The organism is Paenibacillus sp. FSL H8-0261 (assembly GCF_045040645.1).
GTDB lineage: Bacteria > Bacillota > Bacilli > Paenibacillales > Paenibacillaceae > Paenibacillus_AQ.
Window position 1 is genome coordinate 2030575 of record NZ_CP150297.1, and the last position, 24411, is coordinate 2054985.

The following is a 24411-nucleotide window of genomic DNA, read 5'->3' on the forward strand; positions in this document are numbered from 1 at the left end:
AAAGACGGTCTGTTCCTAAGGGAGCAGCCGTTTTTTTTGGGTTTGTCTAGCTCAATGTAAGGTTATGGAATGAATCAGCAAATCATGAATATACTCTCACTACCTTAAATTCCGTTAAAAAGGAGTCCTGGCCATGCCAACACATCCCTTTGTCTCGCGTTTTTTTGTAAACTCAGATGCAAGCCGTGAGAAGTTAATTTATGATTTGCCAGAATCCTGGTGGAGCCGTCCCTTTGAATATGAGTGGTGTATTAACTTTATTTCTCCACATGGTGTGGTGCTGGATGCTGCTTGTGGAATTCCTCATCCCTTGAAATTTTATTTAGCTGGGGTATGTGCAGAGGTTTATGCTTGCGATATGGACAGCAGGGTTATTTACCGGGAGGACATCCTAGATGCGATTACAGATGAGATCGGGGAAAAAGCGGCAAAGCAGGTTATAGCTAGAAGAACGAACAACTTGCATCTTGCTCAGGCCAATCTTGCGGCTCTTCCATATGAGGATGAGAGCTTTGACACTATTTTTTGCATATCAGTGCTGGAGCATTTGACCTTAGAGGATACGGTCGGCACTTTACGGGAATTTCACCGAACGTTGAACGAAGAAGGGCTGCTCGTGCTAACGTTTGATTACCCAACGGTAAACTTAAATCTCATGAATGATTTGCTGCTGCAAGCTGGATTTCAATATTGGGGGGAGACGGATTTTGAGTTGCCTGTAGATGCTGTGTCCACAGATTTGTGGGGTGGGTTACAATGCTTCCGGGCTGTTTTGAAAAAATCAAAGGCATAACAGGTCTTCTTACCCTTAAATTAGTAATCTATTTCCAGTAAGCTAGAATAATAGCTATTATAGATTCCATAATGAGGATAGGAGGCTGTATTTTTTGAGATTAGGGTCGAATGTACTTCGCAGCATGCTACTTACTACACTTCTATTATCACTGATTCTCCCTTCGACGATTGCATCTAGTGCAGCTTCGCCATCTTCAGAACCTATCAGACTTGCTTTTGCTGGTGATATTCTCTTGGACGGTTTTGTGGGTGATCAGATCGCGAAATACGGAGTGAACTTTCCGTTTGTGAAAGTCGCACCTACCTTGCAAAAGGCAGATATCGCCTTCGCGAATCTGGAAACGCCAGTGTCTATTCGAGGGAAGGCAGCAGAGAAAACCTTTGCCTTTAGGTCTAAACCAGCAGTGCTTAGTGGCTTAACCTATGCTGGGATTGACGGCGTTTCTTTGGCTAATAATCACATTTTAGATTTCGGAACAGACGCTATGCTCGATACATTGGTGCATCTGGATCGAAACAAGATTGGCCATACAGGAGCTGGTAAAAATGTAGAGGAAGCGTTCAAACCGTATACAAGGACGGTAAAGGGGAAGAAGATCGCTATCTTAGGTGTAAGTCGAGTGCTTTCAGGCCCTTCTTGGTATGCCGGCAACAATAAACCGGGAGCTGCCTCAGCGTACACCTCGCAGCCTATGCTTACGGCTATTCAGAAGATGTCAAAGGAGAATGATTACACGATTGTGTACATTCACTGGAATGAAGAGTTTAAGGATTATCCTGAACAATACGCCCGCACGCTAGCCAAACAGATGATTGATAGTGGTGCAGATATCATACTCGGCGCACACAGCCATTGCCTGATGGGCATCGAATACTACAAAAATAAACCGATCTATTATTCACTTGGAAACTTTGTGTTTAATCGTTCAACACGTGGTGGAGAAAAGACGCTTCACTCGATGCTGGTGAATTTTGAGATTAATGAGGCCAAGGTGACTAGTAAGATTACGCCAGTCAAAATTATTGGTGGACAGCCGAACTTCATGGACGATTCTTATAATAAGAAGACGATCAAGCTAATGAATAGCCTATCTTATAATGCAATTATTGATGCGAATGGCAGGGTTACGGAGAAACCATTATAACGATAGAATAGATCGACCAGAGATCACTGGTCGGTTTTTTTGTAATTAAATTCAATTAATTATACTAAATTTATCCAATATTTGATCTTTCTATTAATAATATGTAATACTTATATTAAATCAGTACATAGTAGAAAGCTGGATTGTCGAAAAAAGTAGATGCATAAAGCATAAATAGTCTGTATTAACTCTACTAAACGTTTCTTTGCTCTGATATACGTCGGAGTGTTTCCAGACTTGATGTATTGGGTAAATGAGGGTATCAATTGGGATACTCTGCAAGCTGATTTGTAATCGCAATGTTGGATATTTATTAATTTCAAGACAAATAATTTGGATCGCTTTACAGCATTTTGTCGAAATTGTACATATTTTTGTCGAATAATTGTCGATAAATATCATATTTTGTAGAAATAAAATTGACAGGGAATGAATAGCACTTTAATATTAGAGTATAGCGTAATCATTACTATCACTTAGAAGCCTACATAGCTTTTAGCAAAAATGATTATTAATGTGAATTTAAGGGAGGATGTACGATGATGAAAGCGACAGGCATAGTAAGAAAAGTAGATGAATTGGGACGTATCGTAATTCCTATTGAACTACGTAGAACGATGGGAATTGACATAAAAGACCCGCTCGAGATTTTTGTAGATGGAGAGAAAATTATTCTTAGAAAATACGAGCCAACTTGTATCTTCTCCGGAAGCGCAGAGAACCTCATCAATTTCAAAGGTAAAATGGTAAGCAAAGATGTTCTCGATGAGCTGATTTCTAGCTTTGACAGAGTGTAGTCGATAGATTACACATTTTTGCTAAAAAAGAACCGGTACAGCAAGCACAATTTGTGCATGCTGCCGGTTCTTTTTTATGATAGCACAACAAAAAAAGCAGCAAATCCCCTAGAATAATAGGAAATCTACTGCTCACACGATCCTTATTCAGACTCCAGCACACTTTGAATCTTTTTGATAAAGGCTTCATATTGCACTAGGCCCAATTCCATACACAGCTTCTGGTAAGGGGACAGTTTGCAATCTAGTTGCTTTAATTTCTGATCAAGATCATCGTACATTGCCTGCTTTTCTATCAATGCTTGCCGAAGTAGATTATCTATGTTCTCTTTATCGGTCTTATCTCCGAAATACAGATGCATAAAAAAGTCTGAACGCAGAACTTCCTTTTCAGCCGGTGTTTGCAAGTAAGCATGGAACTGATCCAAGCCGGCACGGGTAATGGTAAATACATTTTTGTCAGGTTTGCCTTCCTGCCGTATGGATTCTTTGGTGATTAGGTCCAGCTTCTCCATCTTGCTGAGGGTTGGGTAGATGGTGCCGTAGCTGGCATCAAAGAAAAAAGAAAAGTATTCCTCGAAATGCCGTTTTATCTCATAACCCGAATGAGGTTTTTCACTTAATATCCCTAGAATGACATCTTGTATATTCATGAATCATTGTCGCTCCTCTCTTTCACCTCCTACCATATCACAACTGCATTTCGCTCTCAATTTGAAAAGGCATAACCAAGGAGGCAAACTAAATAATTACGCATTTGCTGGTACGGGCTCTTGTTCTTGTGATAACTGAGTTTCCTTGCGAATGAAGGTTAGGATAATGCTTAATCCAGCTATTGCTGCACCAATGCAGAGTAGATAGAACATATCTTTCCATACACCATTGCCTCCGATAACTAGGTCGAGCATGCCATTTACCGCGTAGTAAGCAGGTGAGAAGGGACCGATCCAGCTATAAAAAGGAGAAAGCACATCGCGAGGAATTGTTGCTCCGGAAGCTAACATTTGTATGGAAAGAAGTGCGATATTTAGCCAGGCACCAGCGTCGCCGAGTAGCAGCAGACTGAACTGTGCAAGAATCATGCAGGAGAGAATCACAATGAATTCGAACAGCCACATGAGCAGAAAGCCATGGTTGGAGTGGATCCCGAGTGAGTTAACCATGATAGTCCCCACTAGAGAGGTTAGTACAGCCGTTGCACCCATAATGGCAAACCGGGCTCCAAAGCGATCCCATTTACCAAATTGACCCGATAAGTTGGAAGAAGCTTTTTGCAGATTCATGGCGAGTAGCATAGCTCCGGTAAAGGAGGCAGTAACAATCATTAACGGAACCATAGTTTGTGCAAAATTAGTTGTAGGATGGATGACTTCAACGTTTGCGGAGATTCGGCTGCTTGCCGCACTTTTGATGATCTCTGCTTGTGCTTGTGGCAGCTTCATAGCTTCGAGGGTTTGGTTTAGTGCTGTATTACTGCTTTGTGTGTTCATGGCAGCCGTGACTTTAAGGGCTACAGTCTGCATAACATTGCTAACCATTTGCGGATTAGATTCATTTATGAGGTAACGGAGTTCAGACTTTCCGGATGGATTACTAATCGCTCCGGTGAACCCTTGTGGAATATTGATAATCATGCGGATTTCTCTATGCTCAAGGGCTTCCTTGGCAGCTTTTAGTGGAAGGTCCTGTCTGGTTACGAACTGAAGGGACTGGGTAATGCCATCGACTACAGGCTGAGCATTCGCACCATCCTCATTCACAATAGCAATCGGCAACCGATCTACCCGATCAGTTACATGGTCATACCCTGTAATCCAGATTAAGCTGAAAAAGACTTGGAACAACAGTGCAGTTATAATCCCGACGATGGTAGCAGGCTGCTTGAGGAAGCGCATGATTAATGGACGTGACATGATTAACTCTCCTTTATATTTCAATATGTTATATTACAGGTTGTAATATAACATATTGAAATATAAACTGCAACAAGAAAAGTGGAGAGCATGGACATTCCGAAGTGATATCATATATCATAGGGCTTGTACTGGGAATTTCGTGCAGATGAATGTGCTTACCTGAAGCAAAAGAGAATGGGGAGGAACAACAGATGAGTAATGAGGTACAAGGAACAGAACTGAACGCGGTTCACTCGGAGTTGAACAAGCCGGAAGCGATTGTTTTTGATATGGATGGAACACTGTTCCAGACTGAAAGTCTTTTATTACCTGCATATCATAAAATGTTCGATATTTTGCGGGAAGAGGGATTATACTCAGGACCAACACCGCCTGAAGAGCTTATTCTAAGCGGCTTAGGGATGCTGCTGGCAGATATTTGGAAGAAGGTTATGCCTGATGCCGATGAGGCGGTGCACCGCCGTGCAGATGAGCTGCTATTGCAGCTTGAGGTCGAAGGACTTGAAGCAGGTGGGACGTTACTGTATCCTCAGGTGGTCGAAACACTGACTGCCCTAAAAGAGCGTGGAGTACGGTTGTTTGTGGCTAGTAATGGGCTGGAGGAATACATTCACAGTATAGTTGTGGTGCATGAGCTTAAAGAGTTATTTGAAGGATTGTATAGTGCCGGTGGTCAAGGCACTGCGACGAAGACAGAATTGCTACGCATTTTGCTGGACAATCATGGAATCAAGAGTGCCTGGATGGTAGGCGATCGCTCGTCCGATGTGGAGGCAGGTAAGGGAAATGCTCAAACCGTCATCGGCTGTGCGTATGCAGGTTTTGGCCGTCAGGATGAGCTGAAGGGCTCCGATGTAATTATCACTTCCTTTGATGAGTTGATAGACTTGTACGACAACGCATCGGTTAGCGAATAGGAATATCGCGATTTATATTTGGTAAACGAATAAAAGGCAAACCTCATCTAAGCAGAGGGTTGCCTTTTTTAATGTTAAGGTTCTAAATGCAGATGCAGGAATAGCTCAAAGCTAAAAAGATATACATAAACAAAGGGGATGATCCGATAGATCATGGAAAGGGGTTATTCCTATGTGATGATAAGGAATCGAGAAGCATGTTAAAGGAGTATAAAAAATGATAATGAGCTTCCTTTTTATTGCTTTAAGCGCTGCACTTGGAGTGGGCATGTGGTTTTTAGTAATAGGTATAGTCTTTTCTATTGGTGGCGGAGACTTATTTATAGTTACTCATTATGATTCCTTATTTTTTTATATTGCTGTTTTTTTATTGTGTATCGTGAGCTATCTTTTGTTTATTAAACATCTATTAGAAAAGGACTTACAGCTCTTGCTCCATATTTGTGTGGGTACCACTATGCTCTTCTTTTTTCTAACGCCTTGGCTGAGCTAATCAAAATCTTCAATACAACGAGTTTTTCTAATATAAGTTCCTCAGAACATCAGAATCTTCCAGGAAGGCAGTGGCATCAAGACCTAACCTTTCGGCAGTTTTCATAACCTATGCAGGCAGAGCGCCAACGAGCCATCGTTCGCTCTGCTTTTTTTGTGCTGCTGGAAAATATCTCGACACCAATCGAGTTTTTGTGAGTTTTTTGTGAGATTGATTTGGTTTTATGAAACTACATCATTCTCTAAAAGGAGGAGTGCAGGTGCTCAAACTGAAAGATTGGCGCGAATTGGACATCCTGCCTGTTAGCAAGTTCCCCCGTTGGGGGTGGCAGGCTGTAAACATTCGCAGTCTCCTGCCATCATTTTTCATACACCGGAAAAGTGAAGGCAGTAAAACGACTATGAGGAATGGAGAGTGAACAATGAAGAGGTATAAGCTGTTTTCGATAATGTTGGTGTTGTCTTTGGTATTGTCCATGCTTCCTGTTGCACCTGCAACAGTAAACGCGGCTGCAGGTTCAGCGGGGGCAAGGGCCGAATATGGCGGATTAGGCGGGTCTGAGCTATTCCTTGGAGGGAAATATATAGAGCTTGGAATCAGCAACTGGGGCGATTTCGGCACTGAGGGCAATAAACCCGCGAACTTCCGCGGAACAAGCAGTAGAAATAATCTTGGCATGAGTGCGGATCATGACGGGTATGGCACTGGCTTGGATCTGCCCGTGGATTATTATTTGCCTGGGACTCCCGAGGAACGGTTCGCGGTAGGCTATAAGGTGGGTGGAAATACATATGCGAAATCCAATTCAGCTGTGATGAACACCAAGCAAATGCCGACTACGGTATTGAATACCTCGCAGGAGGATAAAGGGCTCCTGAGTGCGACTATCGTCTCTACATGGGACGGAACAATGGAAATTAAGCAGGTTATAAGCTTTAAAGAAGATTACAAGTTCTACCGTAATGACGTTACCATTAAGAATCTCTCCGACCAGACCTGGGATGGAGCTCGGTATATGCGTTCAATGGATCCGGATAATACGGTAGACCAGGGCGGATCATATGCAACGGCTAATAGGGTAACTCATACCGTAGAGGAGGATGGCGTTGCTGTCGTTGAAGCGAAGACCAATTCGGACGCAGACCCGCTCTTTAAAGCATTTAGTTCGAGAGCACCTATCTTCTTTTACTCAAGCAATCCGCAGGCCAAGGCATCCGTATTCGGATTTACCAATGTAGATCCTTATGCCTTTGAGGCGTATGACAGTCCGAAGCCTAAAAATCAGGAAGTGGTGGCTGATACGGGTATCACGATGACCTGGGATTCGGGCGCTCTGGCTCCAAGTGAGAGCAAGAGCTTCACCTACTACACCAGTCTAGACGAGCGGGACTTCAAAGAGGTTCTCGCGGAAATCGAGCTGGATGAGGGCAGCGGCCCTCTGACTGAGACGGAGGCCAATGATGGTACGGTGAAGGGTAACCAGAAGGTCAACATCCTTGGAGCTACCCTTACCGATCCGATTGACGTGAACCATATTCGGATCAACAACCTGCCCGCCGGACTGGGCTGTGAGGTGACCCGGCTGAGTGAGACCGAGCTCAACTTCAAGCTGACCGGTGCAGCGGTAAACCACAGTAAGGAATTTAGTGTAGATAACTTGTCTGTGACAGTCGGCAAAGAGAATCTGATCGGGACTTCCGCTGATTTAACAACCAAGACCTTCAGTCTTACCTTTATTGATCCAGCTATGCTGAGCTTGGATAAAGGCATTGTCTCGGAAGCGGTATACGGTAGTGGGCAGATTTCCGAGACATTGCTGTTGTCCGTTACCGGCGGCAAATTTGCTTCGGATATTGGTTCAAATGATATCGAGATTCGAAATCTTCCTGACGGGCTAAGCGCGACATTGAAGAGAATCTCTGATAAGGAGCTTCAAATCGGCTTTGACGGCATCGCAATGGAGACGGAGGACGTATACAATGCCTACGTAACGGTAGCGGCTGATAAGCTTGTCGGAAGTCCGACATCTCTAAGCACTAATACGTTTAAGATTGATTTTAAGGACAAGGAGCCTTTTCTGGTCGTTCACTCACCTGTTTATGAATCCGATCTTAATGATGGCAGCATTGCCGATGCACTGGTTCTGGAGCTCAAGAACGGAATCTTTGATGCATCCGTTAAAGATTCAGTATACGCGGTGAATTGGCCGGATGGGTTGGAAATAGGCGATATTACGATTGACAATCCTACCCAAATAACCTTATCTATTGCCGGACATGCAAACAGCCACGAAATCACGGATAGTATAAATAATGCGGAGGTGACGGTCGCGGGAATCCCGTCAACTACCTTCTCGGTCCTATTCCGTTCTCCGCCGCCGTCCATTTCGGCTTCTCCAGATGTTCTCCATGATGCGGGCGACGGCTCGGTCGAGGAGACCTTGAGGGTAACCCTGAAGAACGGCAGATTTACCGAAGAGGTTAACACTGGTGTAACGATCAATAACCTACCGGAGGGACTGGACTTCACTGTGGTGCGCATCAGTGACACTATACTCGAAGTCCACTTTACGGGGCAGGCAACGAAGAAATCCGATGCTTCCGCATTTGCTTCGGTCACAGTTGATCCTGCAATTGTCATTGACGCTGCAGCATCACTCACCTCAAATAATTTCGATTTGCAGGTGCCGGATGCAACTTCTCTAATTGTTAGGGATATGACTGATCTTACCTGGGACACGATCCGGGAAGAGAATATCCAGCAAGAGTCTGTCACCTCGGATGTATATCTTACTGAGAAGGGGACTTACGGAAGTAAGATCATCTGGAAATCTACGAATGAAGCGGTCATCTCGCCTGACGGTACTGTTACTAGACCCTCATTCGAGAAAGGGGATCAAGAGGTTACATTAACAGCGGAATTCAAGAACGGTTCTTCTGTCCAGACGAAGACCTTTATTCTTATTGTCAAAAAAGAAGCGGGAACCGATGAACAGTCGGTTGCTGAAGATTTAAATCGGTTAACCTGGGAGATGATTCGGGCCGATAATGAAAGCCAGAAAGACGTGAAGACGCTGCTGAAACTGCTGACAAAAGGCAGCAACGGCAGCAGTATTACCTGGAGTACTTCGAATAAGGAAGTCATCGGCACAGACGGTAAGGTGACGCGTCCTGGTTATCTGGAAGGGGACCAGAATGTAACCTTGACTGCGACAGTAAGCAAGGGTAAAGCTGTTCAGACCAAGGAATTCGTTGTGACAGTCATCAAGCAGCCGATGAATGACGCGGAAGCCGTAAGCGAAGACCTGGCAGGGTTGACCTGGAAGATGATCCGGGCCGAAAATGAGCGCCAGGAGGATGTGAAGACGCTGCTGAAACTGCTGACAAAAGGTAGCAACGGCAGCAGCATTACCTGGAGTACATCGAATAAGGAAGTCATCGGCACAGATGGTAAGGTGACGCGTCCTGGTTATCTGGAAGGGGACCAGAAGGTAACCCTGACTGCAGTGGTAAGCAAGGGTGAAGTGATCTTTAAGAAAGAGTTTGTCCTTTATGTTAAGGCAAAGATTGCAGATATTAATGAACAGTTGGCAGAAGAAATCGGTATGTTGAGAATTGGCTATACCAATCCGGATTCGGTAAACAGCGTAACGCAAAATATCCAGCTGATCTCGAATGGCTTCTATGATTCCAAAGTAGTATGGACCAGCCATAGAAGCGATATTGTCAGTAACACAGGAGAAATCCAGCGACCATTGAAAGATACGATTGTCAGATTGACCGCCCGGGTAACGAAGGATGGCTTCTTTCATGAAAAGGACTTCTACATCACGGTTAAGGGAACAAGTCTGGTTGATCTTCCCAAGGATGAACTTAATGCGAATATTGTATACGCACCAGGAGATTCCGAGACTTCTGTAAAGAAAAATATATTTTTGACGACTAAAGGAGATACGGGTTCCTTACTGTCTTGGACATCTAGTAATCCTGACATCATCTCGAACACTGGCCGGGTCAGCAGACCAGGTCCGGAAGAAGAGGATGTAAAGATAGTGCTTACCGTGCGGCTTGCCGATCCGGAAAAGCCGGGCGAATTTAGAGTCAAGACATTTACGGTCATCGTCAAAAAGCTGAGTGATCAAGAAGCAGTGGACGAGGCAGCAAGAAGTTTGAAGATAGACGATGCCGCAGTCTTTGCAGAAGGTGACATTTGGGAAAGTGTAACTGAAGGCTTCCTGCTGCTGCAGACTGGAAAGTACAGCACTGATATTACATGGGCCTCTAATCAACCGTCAGTTATCGGAATTGATCAGAACGCTGATCAAGTTATAGGCAAGGTTAACCGGAAAAATGAAGAGACCAACGTCATCCTGACTGCAACCTTTAGCCGAAATGGCAAAACTGCGACCAAAAAATATCTGCTGATTGTCAAGGCGGTGGGAGTGGCAAAGGACGGAGCTATCCGTCAAGTGACCTCCAGACAGGCAGAGTTGTCTATTAATAACGATGGCAAGCCGTTGCAGCAAGGTATCAACATCCTAAGAACGAATATGTCGGATGGGACTAAGATCGATACAATCATTGTGGATGACAATGAAATGTTTAATCTGGTGGAAGCTGTAAATCCGAATGATCCAGACGTGGCGAATCGAAGTCTGACCATAAGTCACGTGGACGATCCTTCTGAACATGCGGATGAGATTGCCATAGAAATTCCGGCATCGGCCATATTGACCCTTGCAGGGCGCAACATTGCATTGGATATCGTCACCAGTCTGGCATCCATTCATTTGGATGAAGCAAGTATCAAGCAGCTTGAAGCTGCCGGTACAGACTTGTATTTCAGAATTGTACCGGTACGGAATTTAAAGGAACAGCAGACCTTCCAGACGAACGCCGTTAATATTGGTACTACGAAGCTTTTACTAGCCAATAACCATACCGTTAAAGTTCAGGGAATACCGCGGGGGATTGAGACTAACTACAGTGGGATCAATACGTATATCCGGATTCCGCTGTCTGAGCTGACTGACAAGATTCCTGTTCAGAGCTCCGTTGCCAGAGATGCCTTCCTGGATAGTCTGAGAATCTATGTTGAGCATAGTGACGGAGACATTGTAGTGTATTCTCCTCTCCGGATTGGATACACCGCTAAAGGTGAACCGGAATTTGCAGAGTTCCGGATTGATAAATTCAGTATTTTCCAAATGATTCAAATCGCAGATAAGAAATCGGACGACTCTCAGCACTCCGGCAACCCGATTGTTGTCAGCACTGCTCCTGTACCGGTACCAGCAGACACCAGAAGTACTGAACTGACTGGCGAGAAGTTGAAGGAGCTGCAAGATCAGGATGGAGTGATTAAGGTTGAAACCGACTTAGGTACTATCAAGCTGAATTCTGGTAATGTAAGTCTGGATAAAATCCAGAAGCTATTTGGACAAGAACATATGAATCCAAAAGACATTGTGATTCGTGTAGGATTAACCGCAGCCGATCAGAGTTACATTGAAGGATTCAAACTGGCAGCCAAGAGGGAGCAGGTACAGCCTGTAGGTCAACCTGTCAAGTTCTATATCGAAGCATCGTATAAAAATCAGACCCGATCCGTTTCAAGTCAAGGTTGGGGAGAATATACGTTGCCGGTACCGGAAGGAATGAAGATTACAACAGGTGTTCTCTACAAGGATGGTGAGATTTATCATCAGCCAACTTATGTGAATATAGAGAATGGACGTTACTATGCGCGCATTAACAGCCTCGAGACCGGAGTCTTCGGATTAATCTGGAATCCGGAAGAGTTCCAGGATGTTGAGCGGCATTGGAGCAAACAGGATGTTAATGTTATGGGCTCCAGGCTCGTTGCGAATGGCACGAGCGATACGGTCTATGAGCCGCAGCGCGCAATCACCAGAGCGGAATTCACGGCTATGATGGTCAGAGCTTTGGGAATTGTCAATTATGATGAGCGGTCTGTATCCTTCAGTGATGTCCCGGCACATGTCTGGTATGAACGGGAAATGGAAGTTGCGATAGAGTATGGTCTAATTGCCGGTTATCCTGACGATACATTCAGACCGAATAACAGCATTACCCGACAAGAAGCGATGACCATCGTCAGCAGAGCGATGAAAATTACCAAGCTAGTATCTACCCGCAGTGAAGAGCAGTATTTAGAGCTGCTTCAGTCTTTTACGGATTCGAAATCGATTGCCAAATGGGCAGAAAAAGACGTGAAAATGAATCTTTCTGCCGGCATCATTGTAGGTAGAAATGAGCGGCTGGCGCCTAACGAGAATATTACTCGTGCCGAGGCAGCCGCTGCAGTAAGAAGACTTCTGATTCAGTCGGGAATCATAAATCCTTAATTGTAGCAGTGAATTTATTAATTCCTATTTTTAACAAAAGCAGCGGTTGCCCAAGTTGGGAAGCCGCTGCTTTTGTTGTTGAGTATCAATTTATTCCTCAGTAGTCTTAGCTGTGGTTGGGGCACCTTTGTTATTATATAGCCATAACGCATATTCTAAAGGTCGCACTAGTGCTTTGCGATAGGTGTTGCCGTCCCCTGATCGGGCAAACACTTCACGTGCAGGCTTTGGATTAACCTCCAGCACATAGATTTTTCCTTCTCGATCAATGGCAAGATCTAGTGCAAGTTCACATAAGGCTCCGAAACTTTCTTCCAAGAAGGCAGCGGCATCAAGACCTAACCTTTCGGCAGTTTTCATAACCTTATCGGTTTTATCTTGACTACCCAGCCATTCCTTCAGGAGCGTTTCAGCTCGAACGGCGTGCCCACCGCCATGAAGATTGGAGGTTACGCTTCGCGCCGCACCGACCCTTGCTGCCATTCCTGTCAGTTCCCAGACGCCTTGCCCATTCTTTTGAACGAGCATGCGGTAATCATGGAAACGTCCGCCAGGCAAACGTAGTGGAATCCCCTGTTGGACGAGGAAACGTCCACCAATACACCATTGTCGAACGATGGAATCCAATCGGGAGGCAGAGACCTTTCGGGGTGGAATAATCCGGCGATCTTGGCGGCGGCCTTGAATATCAAATACCCCTTTACTGTTCTTTACCCGCTCAATTCTAAGGATACCGCGTCCACCTGTGCCGTTTGCAGGCTTGATATAGAGGACCGGGCTCTGCTTTAACATTCGGTGCAGATCCGCAGAGGAGTTATATAGTAATGTTTCTGGCATATGCTGCCGGAAGCGACTCTTTTGTGAGAACGTTTGGTGAATGGTCCATTTGTTGCGCAGTGGACGATTCAGAAACAGCAGATGTTTATAGCGTTCACGGAAACGAAGCAACTGTTGAAAGCGCGTGCTGCGCTGGATACGGCAACGGTCATAAATCATGTTCGGGAAGGAACGCCATTTGCGTGACCATTTCCCGCTCTTTGGATCAAAGACAAGGGCATGGATCTGCTCTTTGCTGGGATGGACATCCATGGGGGTAAACACAAAAACATCCAAGCCCATTCGATTGCCCTCAATGATCATTCTCCGGTACACGGCCTTTTCTTCAAGCTGCTTGGCTTCATTTATATACAAAGTAAGAATGCCTAAGACGGGCTCTGGCACAGGAGTTCACCTTCTTGTGGAGAGTTTGTAGTACTGACGGTATTCTGTGGTGACCGGATCAATAAAGTTGGCTTGCCAGTAGGGCCACTAGTAAGCGCCACTGCGGCAAGACCAACATTGAAACACATTTTCAGACTGGCTGTATTATCGCTAGCAACACTGCATTCCAGACGGCCTAAACGCTTTAACTGGGCGGCCATAAGGGCGGTGCCGGTATGCCTATTTCGGTATAAGGGATGTACGGCAACGAGACAAGCCTCTTCACCGAAACCGGATACGAAGCTTACTCCTGCTAGCTGGCGCCCATTCTGACCGCGTACGGTGGCGACAAGCAGCGAGACACCCGGCTCTGACAACTGTTCTGGAGTTAATCGGGCCATTACCTTGCAAGCTTGGTTTGTAATCCGACGCTCCCCATGCTCTCTTATAAACTCAAGCAGTCCGGTTAGCCGCGATTTCCACTTTTTAGCATCAGTGTCGTAGATAGAGGATATCTGCATGCTGTGTCACATCCTTTAATGAATTCTACTTGATATGGCGTGCTAAGTGCTGGCCATATTGAAAGATTCGCTCCAAAGAAAGCTTGCGAATCGCAGGCTCATCAAATTTCATCGGCCGGGAGTTTGCCTCAAAGAACCAGAGTCCACCGTTCTCATCGACACCGAGATCCATCGACATCTCCCCAAGCATAGAATCAGAGGCTCTTTCAATTTGTCTGGCAATTAAGAGAGCAGTTGTAGGTACACTTTTTAAGATAGAGGCTGCTCTTTCGGTTCCAAATGTGCTTTCCAGCATGGTGGAGGGCTCCTCGATACTTCCGCCACGAGGTACATGCGTAGTGATGCTGCGGGCACCAGCTAGACGTGCACCTATGCCGGTCATTGCCCAGCCGCCTCTGCCGTTTTTCTGCAGAAGTACACGTAGATCAAATGGTCGTCCTCGGTGAGATGCTAGTTCAATAGCTTGCTGTACGATATAGCGTGAGCTTCCCTTTTCTTTTCCTATCCGTGCCCAGAGGCGTTCTACTGAGGCAGCTTTGTAGGTCACATTTTTTTTGCCGCTTTGAATTTGCAGACGATAGGGTAAGGTGGTATCTGCACGGTATTTTAAACGCATAATTCCTTTACCTGCTTTGCCATTCTCAGGTTTTAGGTAGAGACTGGTATGATTATTTAGCATGGCAATAAGCGTGTTTGCACTGCGTAAACGTCTGGTTTTTGGAACATGCTTTGAGGTGGCATGCGAGCCCTTCAGCCATTCAAATAGACTCCATTTATTGAAAAAATATGGATTATATAGCTTAATGCCTGGATGTTCCAAGCATTGAGCTATTTTGCGTACGACAGCAGGTTTTTCCTCATCCTCACGGGTAGGAATTCGATTATAGATGATTTGTGGAAGAGGTACAGGAATGCTGTACCATATTCTTCCGCTGGATGATGGGACATAACCGTTCACCATCCGTTCCTCGAGCTTCAAGTCACGGACAGTGACGACGTAGACAAGAAATCCCAGTTCCTTGCCTGTGCGAATGATGTCCCGGAAATTATTACGGTTGCCATTAAAATGCCTTACTTTATCGCTGGTTGTCAGTATGGCAATAACGGGTTTTGTTTCATCCGGAATATGGGTGTTCACATCTCATCCCTCCTGCGGAATTTGCTGAGGTATAGACAATGCTCCAGAATGTGCTCGATGGAAGCTTTGCCCTCAGCGCGCAGGGAAGGATGACGGAAGATGGAACGTCCTGGTTTGGCGTTGGCCTCGAACATCCAGATGTCTTCATCCTGATCAATGCCGAGATCAAAGCCAATTTCACCGAGCAAATGACGATGCTGGATTTCTAAGGATTCTGCCAGCTTAATGGCTGTACTCTTCGCACGCTGTAATACTTCATCTGCTCGGCTGCCGAATACACGCCCGAGCGCCTGCCCAGGTGTAAGCAATGCCCCCCCGTTTTTGAGGTGAGTGGTGACACTGCCCCGGCCGGCTTTCTTAGCGCCAATACCGACTACAATCCATTGATTACTGCCGTTTTTATGCATATGGAATCGGAAGTCAATGGGGCAGCCATCAATTTCAATCAAACGTATTCCTTGTTGGACGATATAATTTTGCAGGCCTTGACCGTGTCGTGACCGAAGCATACGCATGAGGCTTTCAAAGGTAGTGAAGCGCAGAAGTACGTTTTTTCCACCTTTGCGGTAGCGGGCAAAATATCCTTTTTTCGGCAGATAGGTAAGTCGGTAAATCCCGTGACCCAGGCTGCCTGCGGAAGGTTTGTAATATACAAAATGGTGGTGATCCAGCATTTCCCTCATTTTTTCGGAGGAGGGATTGCTGTGTGTCTCAGGTACGTAACGGTTTGCAGCTCCGTCATTCTCTAGCAACCGATAAATATCGGACTTATTGAAGAAGCTCCAGTTGAAGTAAGGGATTTTCTTGCGCATAAAGCGTTCGCGAAGCTGGTTGATATAAGGTGAAGTCTCCGCTCTCCGACTGGGGAGCCGATTGTAGACGACATCAGGCAGAGGAACCATTTTACGTTCGAATTTGCCGCCTGCGGTTAAGAAATAACCATAGACCTGCTCCTGTTGCCAGTTGATATCACGCGGCATAAAGGCAAATATATAACATTTGTTACTGCCTTCCCGCAGTAATTGCTTTATAAAGCCAGTGCGAGAACCGAAGGGTTGATTTGAAGATGCTGGCCCATCGGTCAAAACACCGACCAAAGGTCCAAGCTGTACCTCGTCGTTTTGCAGATTGCGTAAATAGATACCACCAGATTTCGGAACCTTGATAGCACTCTTTACACCAGTGGCGAGGAATAGATGATTTCCGGCGCGCTTGATGGGCTTGATCATGGTCGGGATGGCATCTTTACCGAGTCTAAGGCGAATGTTCTTCTTCCCGGTTAATTTCAAGCTTTTCATCAGTGCACCTGATACATATACAACTCTTTGGGGCTGCTTAGTAAAATGCACATTGCAAAAAGTGAGACTCATTTATGAATCCTCCTTAGGAACCATTGTTATCATTCTCCCGTTTATAACGGAGCTGTCCGTAGATAGGGATGGTATCCGTCGCTGTGTGAGTAGCAGATGGCGCGCATAAGACAGTGGATTCTCGGCGGCGAGCTTAGCAGCCCGGCGGTCGCCCGTCAGCCGGAATACCGTGCGCCCTGGCTTGGAATTTGCTTCAAGTAAATGAATCCGACCGCTCGAATCAATACCGAAATCTAGGCCGAGTTCTCCAAGCCTACCGCATGCGGCCTCCAGAAGAGGAGGCAAGTATGCAGCTTCTGCAGCAAGCTCCTGCATGATGTCTTTTCCGTCCTGACCATATTCTGCAAGTAAAAAGGGCAAGGGAGGAACCGCAGTTCCACCGCCATGCAGGTTCGAAGTCAGTGAACCATGATTACCCAGCCGAACGGCCATGCCAGTAAGATCCCAGCGACCGAGGCCATTCTTTTGCATCAATACACGCACATCGAACGGTTGCCCCTTACGATTAGTTAGGTGCAGATAAGGCTGTATAATATAGCGGCGTGTGCCGATAAATTCATGAATCCAGTTCAGTCCTTCATCCTGCGAGCTGAATACATATTGAAAGGGTGTATTTGTCCCATCACGCCCTCGTACTCTTATGCCTCCTCCAGAGCGTCTGTTCTGCAGTATGGCATGCAATGTACGTTTGCCATGAGAGCCTGCTTTGGGTTTTAGGAAGACCCCGTATTCTCTTTCAGCGAGCATATTGCTTAACTTGCGTGTACCGGTATAAAGAACAGTTTCCGGCAGTAAAATAGCGGCTCTTCGGTTGCGCTTCAAGATCTCGTATACGCCCCATTTATCAGGTAAACCTCTTGACCAAGGTAGTGAGCGGTGAAGGAAAGAGAGTGCAGACGAGGCTTCTTTTCTTTCTTTCGGACTATTGTAAAAACAACGATTATAAATGATATCTGGTGGTGTAGAGGTCGTATTGTGCCAGCTTCCGTCTTTCCATGTATAACCGGTTATAGATGACCCGTCTGCCGCTACTCCGTCCGGATGAAACACGAGGACTTTAAGGTTGTATCGCGGAGCTGCACGGCATAAATGACTGCAAAATTCTGGCTCGGCAATCGGAGGATTCCCATGGCGACGGCCCGTCATAATACCGAGGAACCCCATAGCTGTTTCAGTCATTGTGTCCTCCTTATAAACCGGCCAAATAGCGGCAATACAGAATCATTTGCTTGACGGACGGTCTGATTTTTTGATCGTTTAGCGGTGTATTATCGTTCTTGGAAGGTTTGGAGTTAACCTCCAAGAGCCATATTCGTCCGGATTGATCCAGTGCCAGATCGATTCCGAGCTCTCCGAAATGAGCAGGGATAAAGGTTTCTACTCCTCTTGCAATGGCTAGTGCTGCTCTTGGAAGCTGAAGCTGTACGCTATCCTTGGTACCTGGAGGAAGGCTGCTCTTGCTTACGGCTTCACGGACAGTACTGAGACTGCCACCTCTTGCTAGATTGGAGACGAAATGATTGCTTCCAGCGGTGCGAGCGACAATGGAGGTAACGCCCCATTTTCCGGTACCATTCTTCTGTACAAGTGCTCGGAAATCTACAGGACGCTTACCGAGCTCCATTAAGGGCAATCCTTGTTGAATCTGGTAGCGCGTTGTCTTCATCTTGGGAGCAATGGACTGGTACAGTTTAGCTAATGTCGGGTAGCTTTGTTTGCGTGTACCTATAGAGGTAGTAGATAACAAACGGTATCCTCCGCCTTCATCTTTGGAGATTCGGAGAATGCCTTTGCCGAGACTGCCCCGTACAGGCTTTAGAAACACGCTTGGGTATTGGCTACACATTTTCTTTACAACAGCAAAACCGTTTAAAGCATGCGATTCCGGTAAATACCGCTTCAATGAAGGGTCTTGCGCTAAAGCTTCAAATACTTCTGTCTTGTCAAGAAATTTTTCGTTGAAGAAATGCGTTCCATACCGTGATTTTACATCCGCCAAAAAATGCTGTACGCTAGGTTTATTCTCCACCTTTCGCGTCGTTAGCCGATTGTTGATTACATCGGCAATGGGCAGACTCATTTTCCTCCAACCCTCGTTGTATACCCAGCCCTGGATGGAAGAGCTGCTTGTTTCCAGCGCTTCCGGGGTAAAGAAATATACATAGGCGCCTTGTGAGTGGCAGGCATTTGTTAATTCTCGACAGAACATGGTAATGGGTCCAAACAGCCTGTCGAGATTATCTGGATGGTCACGGCTGACGAGTACACCGATCAACGGTCCGAGTCGCAAGGTACGACTTACGGAGCTGTAAGAGGCGTTGAGGGTTTGCCGATGTTTCCATCCGGTCCGCCGCGCCAGTCCTTCGCTTACACGCAGGCTTTCGGATTTGGGAGCCGGGATAATGGTAACCTCCTGCCGGAAAGAGCCGAAAGCCAGCTGGAGCGTTCCGTGAGCCGGGATTTTGAGTCTTTTCATGGATCGTTCGCCAAGCATTATAGCGTTTTCCTGCAGGATGCCCGTGTGGACCGTATGGACCGGGATCTTGAATTGGGACATCGTGGATCTCCTTCCGGTAGGCAGCATGATGCCGGCAATTTGGTAGCTAAGGGTTACATATCATTCATCATATGGAGACATATGACCCTTGGTGATTGACCTACTCTTTAAAAACCTTGCCGCATCATTTCATAAGTCTGACCCAAGAAGCGAAACAAGCATGGGATGAATCAATATTTGGAAACTTAAGCGTATGCTTCCGGTGCGAGTTTTGTACGAAGTAACTCTAGGAAGCGAACGCTAACAAAACTTAAGCAACGCTTTCGAAGTGAGTTTTGTACGAAGACGAATCGAGAAGTAGTGACTTACAAAACTTTTAGGAGGAATCATAATGAGTATTCACGACAAAGCACATGAACTGGCGAAAGCCATTAAAGAAAGCACTGAGGTAGCGGATATCACCAACGCGATGAAACTGGTAGAAACAGATCCTGAAGCCAAGGCGATGCTCGACAACTTCCGTAATGGCCAATTGGAGCTTCAACAACGGATGATGAGCGGAGATATGCCTCCACAGGAAGAAATGGAGAAGATGGAGAAATTATTCGAGGTGCTTAACATGAATCTTGGGATTCGCCGTCTGTTCGATGCAGAACGCCGTCTGAGTGTTGTAATCGAGGATGTAAACAAGATCATTACCGAGAGCTTGTCGCAATTGTATGGCGAATAAACGCTTTTAGTAAGCGGGTATTCACCTGAAAAGTTTGATCAGTGCAATCTAAATAGGGTGTTCCCGAAGCCGGTTGGCATTGGGAACACCCTATTTATTCTTGTGACTAGCACATGAGTAAACTCGCTAATCTTGTTTTCCTTCGATTGCGCAGAGAAGAATACCAGCAGCCAAACCTAGGCGGCGATCAAGCATTCCCTTGGGATCCTCAGAGAAGTCAGCGATGATTTTTGTAACGAATGGATTAAAATTTTGTTTGAAAGTCGGGATCGTTGTATCATTCATCTCGATATTATATTTTTGAGGGATAATAGAGATGAAGCGGCGGAGTATAGCCATTGCGGTGCTATCTTCCTTGATTTTTCCGATTTCCTGATCATGATGATCGAGAATCGTCCATTCATCTTTCAAAATCGATTTGAGTCCCTTACGCCGAAGAGCACCAACATGCTCGCCAGTCTCCGAATCATGCACATCATAAACGGCACTAAAGTCGATGGCATTGCGGGCTTTTATACGCAGAAGCTCCTTTTGCATAGACTCATCCGTGTACAGTGCAATATCCTCTTTCAACTTGAATGCTTTCATTTGTGAATAGAGTACAAGCTGCTCGGTGTTATCATAAATATGAAGCTTCGCACCCATGATCGAAAATACCTTTTTTCGAATTATGTATTCGGTATGAGTATAAGTTGCATTCAATTCTAAATCGCCCCCTAAATGAAATAATCATCTCATATATAAGCTTTGCTAGCTACATAAATGCATACTATTTTATATAATTTTTTGAGTAGAAGTATATTTTTATGGACTTGTCTCATATTACGGGCTTCATGTTCATAGAGTAGAGATATAGATTCAATCGAATATCTTGTCTACGAGGAGCTGTTAGTAATGAGAAAAAGAAACAAGTTTAAACATGGTGTCTATCTGTTGCTGGCGTTGGCCATGCTTTTGTATGCTCTGCCGAAGTTATCGCTTGCGAATGGGCCTAGCTGGGTATTTGGTTTTGGGGTAGTCTGGTCACTTTTTGCCTTTATGGTTATTGCGGCACATCTGCATTTTATTATCGGTGTTGATGAGGAGAAGACCAAGCGTTTGGAAGCTGTGCGAAAAGCAAAATTGGAGCAATGGCAGTCCAAATGGAAAGAAGAAACTAGAGTTACACAAAGATCATAGAATTGGGGCTGCGTTCTTAAGTAACTAGATTTAAATATTCCCGTGAAAAGCGCCGAATTAGCTAAAAGAGGGGTATAAATCCCCTAGATTCCCGTAAAAAGCACCGAATTAGCTAAAAGAGGGGTATAAATCCCCTAGATTGCCGTGAAAAGCGCCGAATTAGCAAAAAGAGGGGTATAAATCCCTTAGATTCACAGAAAAGCCCACTAGCTTAAGCCAGTGGGCTTTAAAATTGCCCCGCAAAGCAGGGGGATTAAAGTTATTTTGCACCTGTAAAAGGATTGATCTCATCCGAGAGATCTTTTCCAGCTTTCTTTTCTTCTGCAGATATCCGTTTACCTAGAGCCGCGTAGTACCATACCGCAGGAACGAGAATCGCGAGTATAAAAAGAAATTGCATAAAGTCATCCCCTTTCACCTCTCCATCATAACATATTTTTCCTTTTTTTCTTAAGGGACTATTCTCTATTCGCCTACCCACTACCCAGTTTGTCTAACAAACGGGTTACTCTTTACTGGCAGAGCATTCTACTTCAAATACATAACTGGCGCTCCCCTGAGGCCATCTTGCTTGGATTATATACAGATGTTTTCCGCTACCTGCTGCGAGTTGAAAACTGTTATTTTCTACGGAAAGAGCTTCGTCCGGACGTTCCTCACCTGGAAATGAAGCCACAACCTCTAACTCCTTGGGTGCAGATGAGAATTTGAGTTCTACCTGATCTCGGCTGGTGGCTTTGGGATGTACCTTCTGTTTGGTAACTAATTGATCGTAAGAAGCCATATCTACACAGACGCCTTTGCCATTGTCATTCCAGCAATAAGAGCCTTGAATGGCAGCGAATTGCTCACCGCCAACAGTAACTTGAACGTTAGGGGGCTGTGGGTTAGTAGTGTCTGCTGGAGAAATCTTATCTTCTTTAACAGTCGATTGGAATAAGTCCAACAGATCTTTTTTGCTGATATCCGAAAGACGATAGTGACCCGTTTGTTCCGATTTAATGAGTAACCCACTGTTGCTTCCGACGATCCAAAAAGAGAACTCATAACTTATGCCGTCCTTCATGTTTACGGTGGTTCTGTAATCGCTTGGAGCAATATCTAGTTGTGCTTTATCATATTCAGCAGCAGTTATGGCTTGAACGAAATGTTCCAAGGATGATGCTTCAGAAATAGTCGTCACCGGTTGGTCTTCTTCTATTAAGTTAATAGAAACTATATTTTGTGCATCCAGCTCTATTTGGCTTGATTGTTTTACTTCGGTTCTCGCATTTCCACAGCCGATCAGTCCTATGAAAAGCAAAGTAATGGTAAATATTATTAACATGGTCTTGTTCATATCCACAATGCTCCTTTCCTCTTTCTTTAACTCTCAGACTATAAAAAAGAGGAAAAGGTTGCTAAATAACGGGCAATTAAATTCGAATTCGATGCTTATGAATCGGTTGTACTGTGCCATTCTCTCCGTGTATAATGAGTACAGTATAGTACAGATCGGAGTACGGGGGTGTAACAGTTGGAAGGTCAAGGCGATGCAATTACTAAACACGAGCAACTGCTGCAGCATATTGAAAGTCTTAAGGTAGGCTCCAAAATATCTGTTCGTAAGCTTGCAAAAGAAATGTTGGTCAGTGAGGGAACGGCTTATCGTGCCGTTAAGGAAGCTGAGAATCTTGGAATTGTCATTACGAAGGAACGGATTGGTACAGTACGTGTAGAAAAGAAGCCTCGTAACATTTCTGAACAGCTGACGTTTGGTGACGTGGTTGATATTGTGGAAGGTCATGTTCTCGGCGGGGCTAGCGGACTGAGTAAACATCTACATAAATATGTAATCGGTGCGATGAAGGTCGACGCGATGATTCGTTATATAGACGCAGACAGTCTGCTTATTGTGGGTAACCGCGATGATGTTCACTCCTTGGCGCTAGAGCAGGGTGCCGGAGTTCTGGTTACAGGTGGTTTCGGGACGAGTCGTGAAGTGAAGGCATTAGCCGACGAACTGGATCTCCCCATCATTTCATCAAGACATGACACGTTTACCGTGGCATCAATGATTAACCGAGCGATTTTTGATAGATTGATTAAGAAAAAAATTATGCTGGTAGAAGATATTGTCGACAGCAAACCGCGTATGATTACGTTAAAAATTTCAAGTACCGTAGGTGAGTTACGACAGATTTCTGAGGAAACTGGAGAGCAACGTTTTCCCGTTACAGATGAATGGAACCGAGTGATTGGGATTATCGGCCGACGCGAAGTAGAGGACCTGGCAGAAGGGCAAAGTATTGAAAAGGCTATGGTTCGGAGTCCGGTTACCGCTGCGCTGCATACCTCACTAGCTTCAGCTGCGCAGATCATGATGTGGGAAGGTGTCGATTTTCTCCCCATTGTAGACCGTAACCGCAAATTGGTGGGCTCCCTAACCCGTAAAGAAGTGCTGCAAAGTCTGCGAGATGTCCGTAACACTCCACAGCTTGGGGAGACCTTCGATCATCTCATCTGGAATGGTTTTGCGGATGAGCGGGATGAAGAGGGACGATTGTTTTTTCACGGCTTTATTACGCCTCAGATGGCCACAGACCTTGGTACCATTTCTGAAGGTGTATTGTCTACGCTAATGACGCTCTCTGCGTTTAAGGCAGCTAAGGATATTACAGGAAATGACTATGTATTAGATAATATGTCCACCTATTTTATCCGGCCGGTACAGATCGAACATGCGATTATTGTAATGCCGAGACTGCTCGAGATAAGTCGCCGTACATGTAAGCTAGAAATAGAGATCAGCTATTCGGATACCCTGGTAGCGAAAGCTGTCCTGATGCTGCAATCCATTGATCACGGCTAATAGATAATGAATCACAAACATGCTAAATAGACTGCCCTCAACGATGATAGAGAGGGTAGTCTATTTTATTCTTGTAATCCTATCAGAGGGATAGTCTAGGCTTTCGACTGGTGTTGTTCCTGGCTACGGCTACGGCTGTAATAACTATAGCTGCGTATTCCTGAGAAGATGTTAAACACACCGATTAGAAGAAAGGCAGCTTCAACAATGATATTAACGGTGGAGCCGCGAAATAGAAACATGGAAATCAGGGAAAGCGTTACGAGCATACAGCCCAGCATCACATTCATGACGGAGCGTTTTAGCCCCTTATCTTGGGGATTTAAGGCACGGCGAGAGGATAAGCTGTACACAGCGGCGCCGATTACAAAGATCACCAGCAGGATAAACAATAAGTACTTGATAAATAAAACCATGGACAGCCAGCTCCTTTATCATGTCGTGCAAAAGCCTTGAAGTAATTTCCACTTTTGTCTGTCCATTATTGTATCACAC

22 protein-coding genes are annotated in these 24411 nt (G+C 45.3%); 10 read left to right on the forward strand and 12 right to left on the reverse strand.

The window, feature by feature from the left end:
* The first annotated feature begins 133 nt into the window (after window positions 1–133).
* The 3 genes from MHI27_RS08810 to MHI27_RS08820 all read left to right on the forward strand — a co-directional run bounded on the left by MHI27_RS08810 (window position 134) and on the right by MHI27_RS08820 (window position 2737).
* A complete protein-coding gene (locus MHI27_RS08810) occupies window positions 134–793 on the forward strand; it encodes a bifunctional 2-polyprenyl-6-hydroxyphenol methylase/3-demethylubiquinol 3-O-methyltransferase UbiG (protein WP_042186460.1) in 660 nt (219 codons plus the stop codon).
* Window positions 794–887: 94 nt separating this feature from the next.
* Window positions 888–1940 carry a CapA family protein gene (locus MHI27_RS08815; protein ID WP_231573409.1) on the forward strand — a complete coding sequence of 351 codons (1053 nt, stop codon included), beginning with the start codon at window positions 888–890 and terminating at the stop codon, window positions 1938–1940.
* A gap of 539 nt (window positions 1941–2479) precedes the next feature.
* Window positions 2480–2737 carry an AbrB/MazE/SpoVT family DNA-binding domain-containing protein gene (locus tag MHI27_RS08820; protein WP_042125931.1) on the forward strand — a complete coding sequence of 86 codons (258 nt, stop codon included), beginning with the start codon at window positions 2480–2482 and terminating at the stop codon, window positions 2735–2737.
* Between the two features lie 143 nt (window positions 2738–2880).
* Here the strand turns inward: MHI27_RS08820 and MHI27_RS08825 are convergent, their stop codons facing one another.
* Both MHI27_RS08825 and MHI27_RS08830 read right to left on the reverse strand, forming a co-directional pair.
* A complete protein-coding gene (locus MHI27_RS08825) occupies window positions 2881–3390 on the reverse strand; it encodes a PadR family transcriptional regulator (protein WP_042186461.1) in 510 nt (169 codons plus the stop codon).
* A gap of 96 nt (window positions 3391–3486) precedes the next feature.
* Window positions 3487–4650, reverse strand: a complete 1164-nt coding sequence (locus MHI27_RS08830; protein ID WP_405176054.1) for an ABC transporter permease — start codon at window positions 4648–4650, stop codon at window positions 3487–3489.
* Between the two features lie 194 nt (window positions 4651–4844).
* Here MHI27_RS08830 and MHI27_RS08835 point away from each other — a divergent pair, with 194 nt between their 5' ends.
* The 4 genes from MHI27_RS08835 to MHI27_RS08850 all read left to right on the forward strand — a co-directional run bounded on the left by MHI27_RS08835 (window position 4845) and on the right by MHI27_RS08850 (window position 12430).
* Window positions 4845–5570, forward strand: a complete 726-nt coding sequence (locus tag MHI27_RS08835) for an HAD family hydrolase (protein WP_042186464.1) — start codon at window positions 4845–4847, stop codon at window positions 5568–5570.
* A gap of 217 nt (window positions 5571–5787) precedes the next feature.
* Window positions 5788–6063 (forward strand): hypothetical protein, encoded by a 276-nt coding sequence (locus MHI27_RS08840; RefSeq protein ID WP_042186467.1) that lies wholly within the window; start codon window positions 5788–5790, stop codon window positions 6061–6063.
* A 259-nt stretch (window positions 6064–6322) separates the two neighbouring features.
* A complete protein-coding gene (locus MHI27_RS08845; RefSeq protein WP_340968386.1) occupies window positions 6323–6481 on the forward strand; it encodes a hypothetical protein in 159 nt (52 codons plus the stop codon).
* A 3-nt stretch (window positions 6482–6484) separates the two neighbouring features.
* Entirely contained in the window at window positions 6485–12430 is a 5946-nt protein-coding gene (locus tag MHI27_RS08850; protein ID WP_405176056.1) for an immunoglobulin-like domain-containing protein, read from the forward strand.
* Window positions 12431–12520: 90 nt separating this feature from the next.
* Here the strand turns inward: MHI27_RS08850 and MHI27_RS08855 are convergent, their stop codons facing one another.
* Genes MHI27_RS08855 through MHI27_RS08880 form a run of 6 tightly spaced genes read right to left on the reverse strand, consistent with a single transcriptional unit; the run spans window position 12521 to window position 19216 of the window.
* The gene (locus MHI27_RS08855; RefSeq protein WP_042186470.1) at window positions 12521–13651 is read right to left on the reverse strand and encodes a YheC/YheD family protein; all 1131 of its coding nucleotides are present in this window, start codon (window positions 13649–13651) and stop codon (window positions 12521–12523) included.
* Complete coding sequence (locus MHI27_RS08860; protein ID WP_076283330.1) at window positions 13633–14151, reverse strand: GNAT family N-acetyltransferase; 519 nt, start codon at window positions 14149–14151, stop codon at window positions 13633–13635. Before MHI27_RS08860 ends, MHI27_RS08855 begins: the two co-directional genes overlap by 19 nt.
* A 25-nt stretch (window positions 14152–14176) precedes the next feature.
* Window positions 14177–15289, reverse strand: coding sequence for a YheC/YheD family protein (locus MHI27_RS08865; protein ID WP_405176057.1), 1113 nt, complete (start codon window positions 15287–15289; stop codon window positions 14177–14179).
* The gene (locus tag MHI27_RS08870; RefSeq protein WP_042186478.1) at window positions 15286–16659 is read right to left on the reverse strand and encodes a YheC/YheD family protein; all 1374 of its coding nucleotides are present in this window, start codon (window positions 16657–16659) and stop codon (window positions 15286–15288) included. The genes MHI27_RS08865 and MHI27_RS08870 overlap by 4 nt, the downstream gene beginning before the upstream one ends.
* Window positions 16660–17838, reverse strand: a complete 1179-nt coding sequence (locus MHI27_RS08875) for a YheC/YheD family protein (RefSeq protein ID WP_052404216.1) — start codon at window positions 17836–17838, stop codon at window positions 16660–16662.
* A gap of 10 nt (window positions 17839–17848) precedes the next feature.
* Complete coding sequence (locus MHI27_RS08880) at window positions 17849–19216, reverse strand: YheC/YheD family protein (protein ID WP_076283327.1); 1368 nt, start codon at window positions 19214–19216, stop codon at window positions 17849–17851.
* 331 nt (window positions 19217–19547) lie between these two features.
* Here MHI27_RS08880 and MHI27_RS08885 point away from each other — a divergent pair, with 331 nt between their 5' ends.
* Window positions 19548–19886 carry a YlbF family regulator gene (locus MHI27_RS08885; RefSeq protein ID WP_042186485.1) on the forward strand — a complete coding sequence of 113 codons (339 nt, stop codon included), beginning with the start codon at window positions 19548–19550 and terminating at the stop codon, window positions 19884–19886.
* 126 nt (window positions 19887–20012) lie between these two features.
* Here the strand turns inward: MHI27_RS08885 and MHI27_RS08890 are convergent, their stop codons facing one another.
* Window positions 20013–20588, reverse strand: coding sequence for a hypothetical protein (locus MHI27_RS08890; protein ID WP_405176058.1), 576 nt, complete (start codon window positions 20586–20588; stop codon window positions 20013–20015).
* A 192-nt stretch (window positions 20589–20780) separates the two neighbouring features.
* Between MHI27_RS08890 and MHI27_RS08895 the strand changes: the two genes are divergently transcribed.
* A complete protein-coding gene (locus MHI27_RS08895; protein ID WP_042186490.1) occupies window positions 20781–21065 on the forward strand; it encodes a hypothetical protein in 285 nt (94 codons plus the stop codon).
* A 259-nt stretch (window positions 21066–21324) separates the two neighbouring features.
* Here MHI27_RS08895 and MHI27_RS08900 read toward each other — a convergent pair whose 3' ends face one another.
* Together MHI27_RS08900 and MHI27_RS08905 are read right to left on the reverse strand one after the other, a co-directional pair.
* Complete coding sequence (locus MHI27_RS08900) at window positions 21325–21465, reverse strand: hypothetical protein (protein ID WP_405176059.1); 141 nt, start codon at window positions 21463–21465, stop codon at window positions 21325–21327.
* Window positions 21466–21570: 105 nt separating this feature from the next.
* On the reverse strand, window positions 21571–22404 hold the full coding sequence (locus MHI27_RS08905; RefSeq protein WP_405176060.1) for a hypothetical protein: 834 nt from the start codon (window positions 22402–22404) through the stop codon (window positions 21571–21573).
* Window positions 22405–22581: 177 nt separating this feature from the next.
* Here MHI27_RS08905 and MHI27_RS08910 point away from each other — a divergent pair, with 177 nt between their 5' ends.
* Window positions 22582–23916, forward strand: a complete 1335-nt coding sequence (locus tag MHI27_RS08910; protein WP_076283325.1) for a DRTGG domain-containing protein — start codon at window positions 22582–22584, stop codon at window positions 23914–23916.
* Window positions 23917–24011: 95 nt separating this feature from the next.
* Here MHI27_RS08910 and MHI27_RS08915 read toward each other — a convergent pair whose 3' ends face one another.
* The gene (locus MHI27_RS08915; protein WP_234541033.1) at window positions 24012–24332 is read right to left on the reverse strand and encodes a YtpI family protein; all 321 of its coding nucleotides are present in this window, start codon (window positions 24330–24332) and stop codon (window positions 24012–24014) included.
* Window positions 24333–24411: the final 79 nt, after the last annotated feature.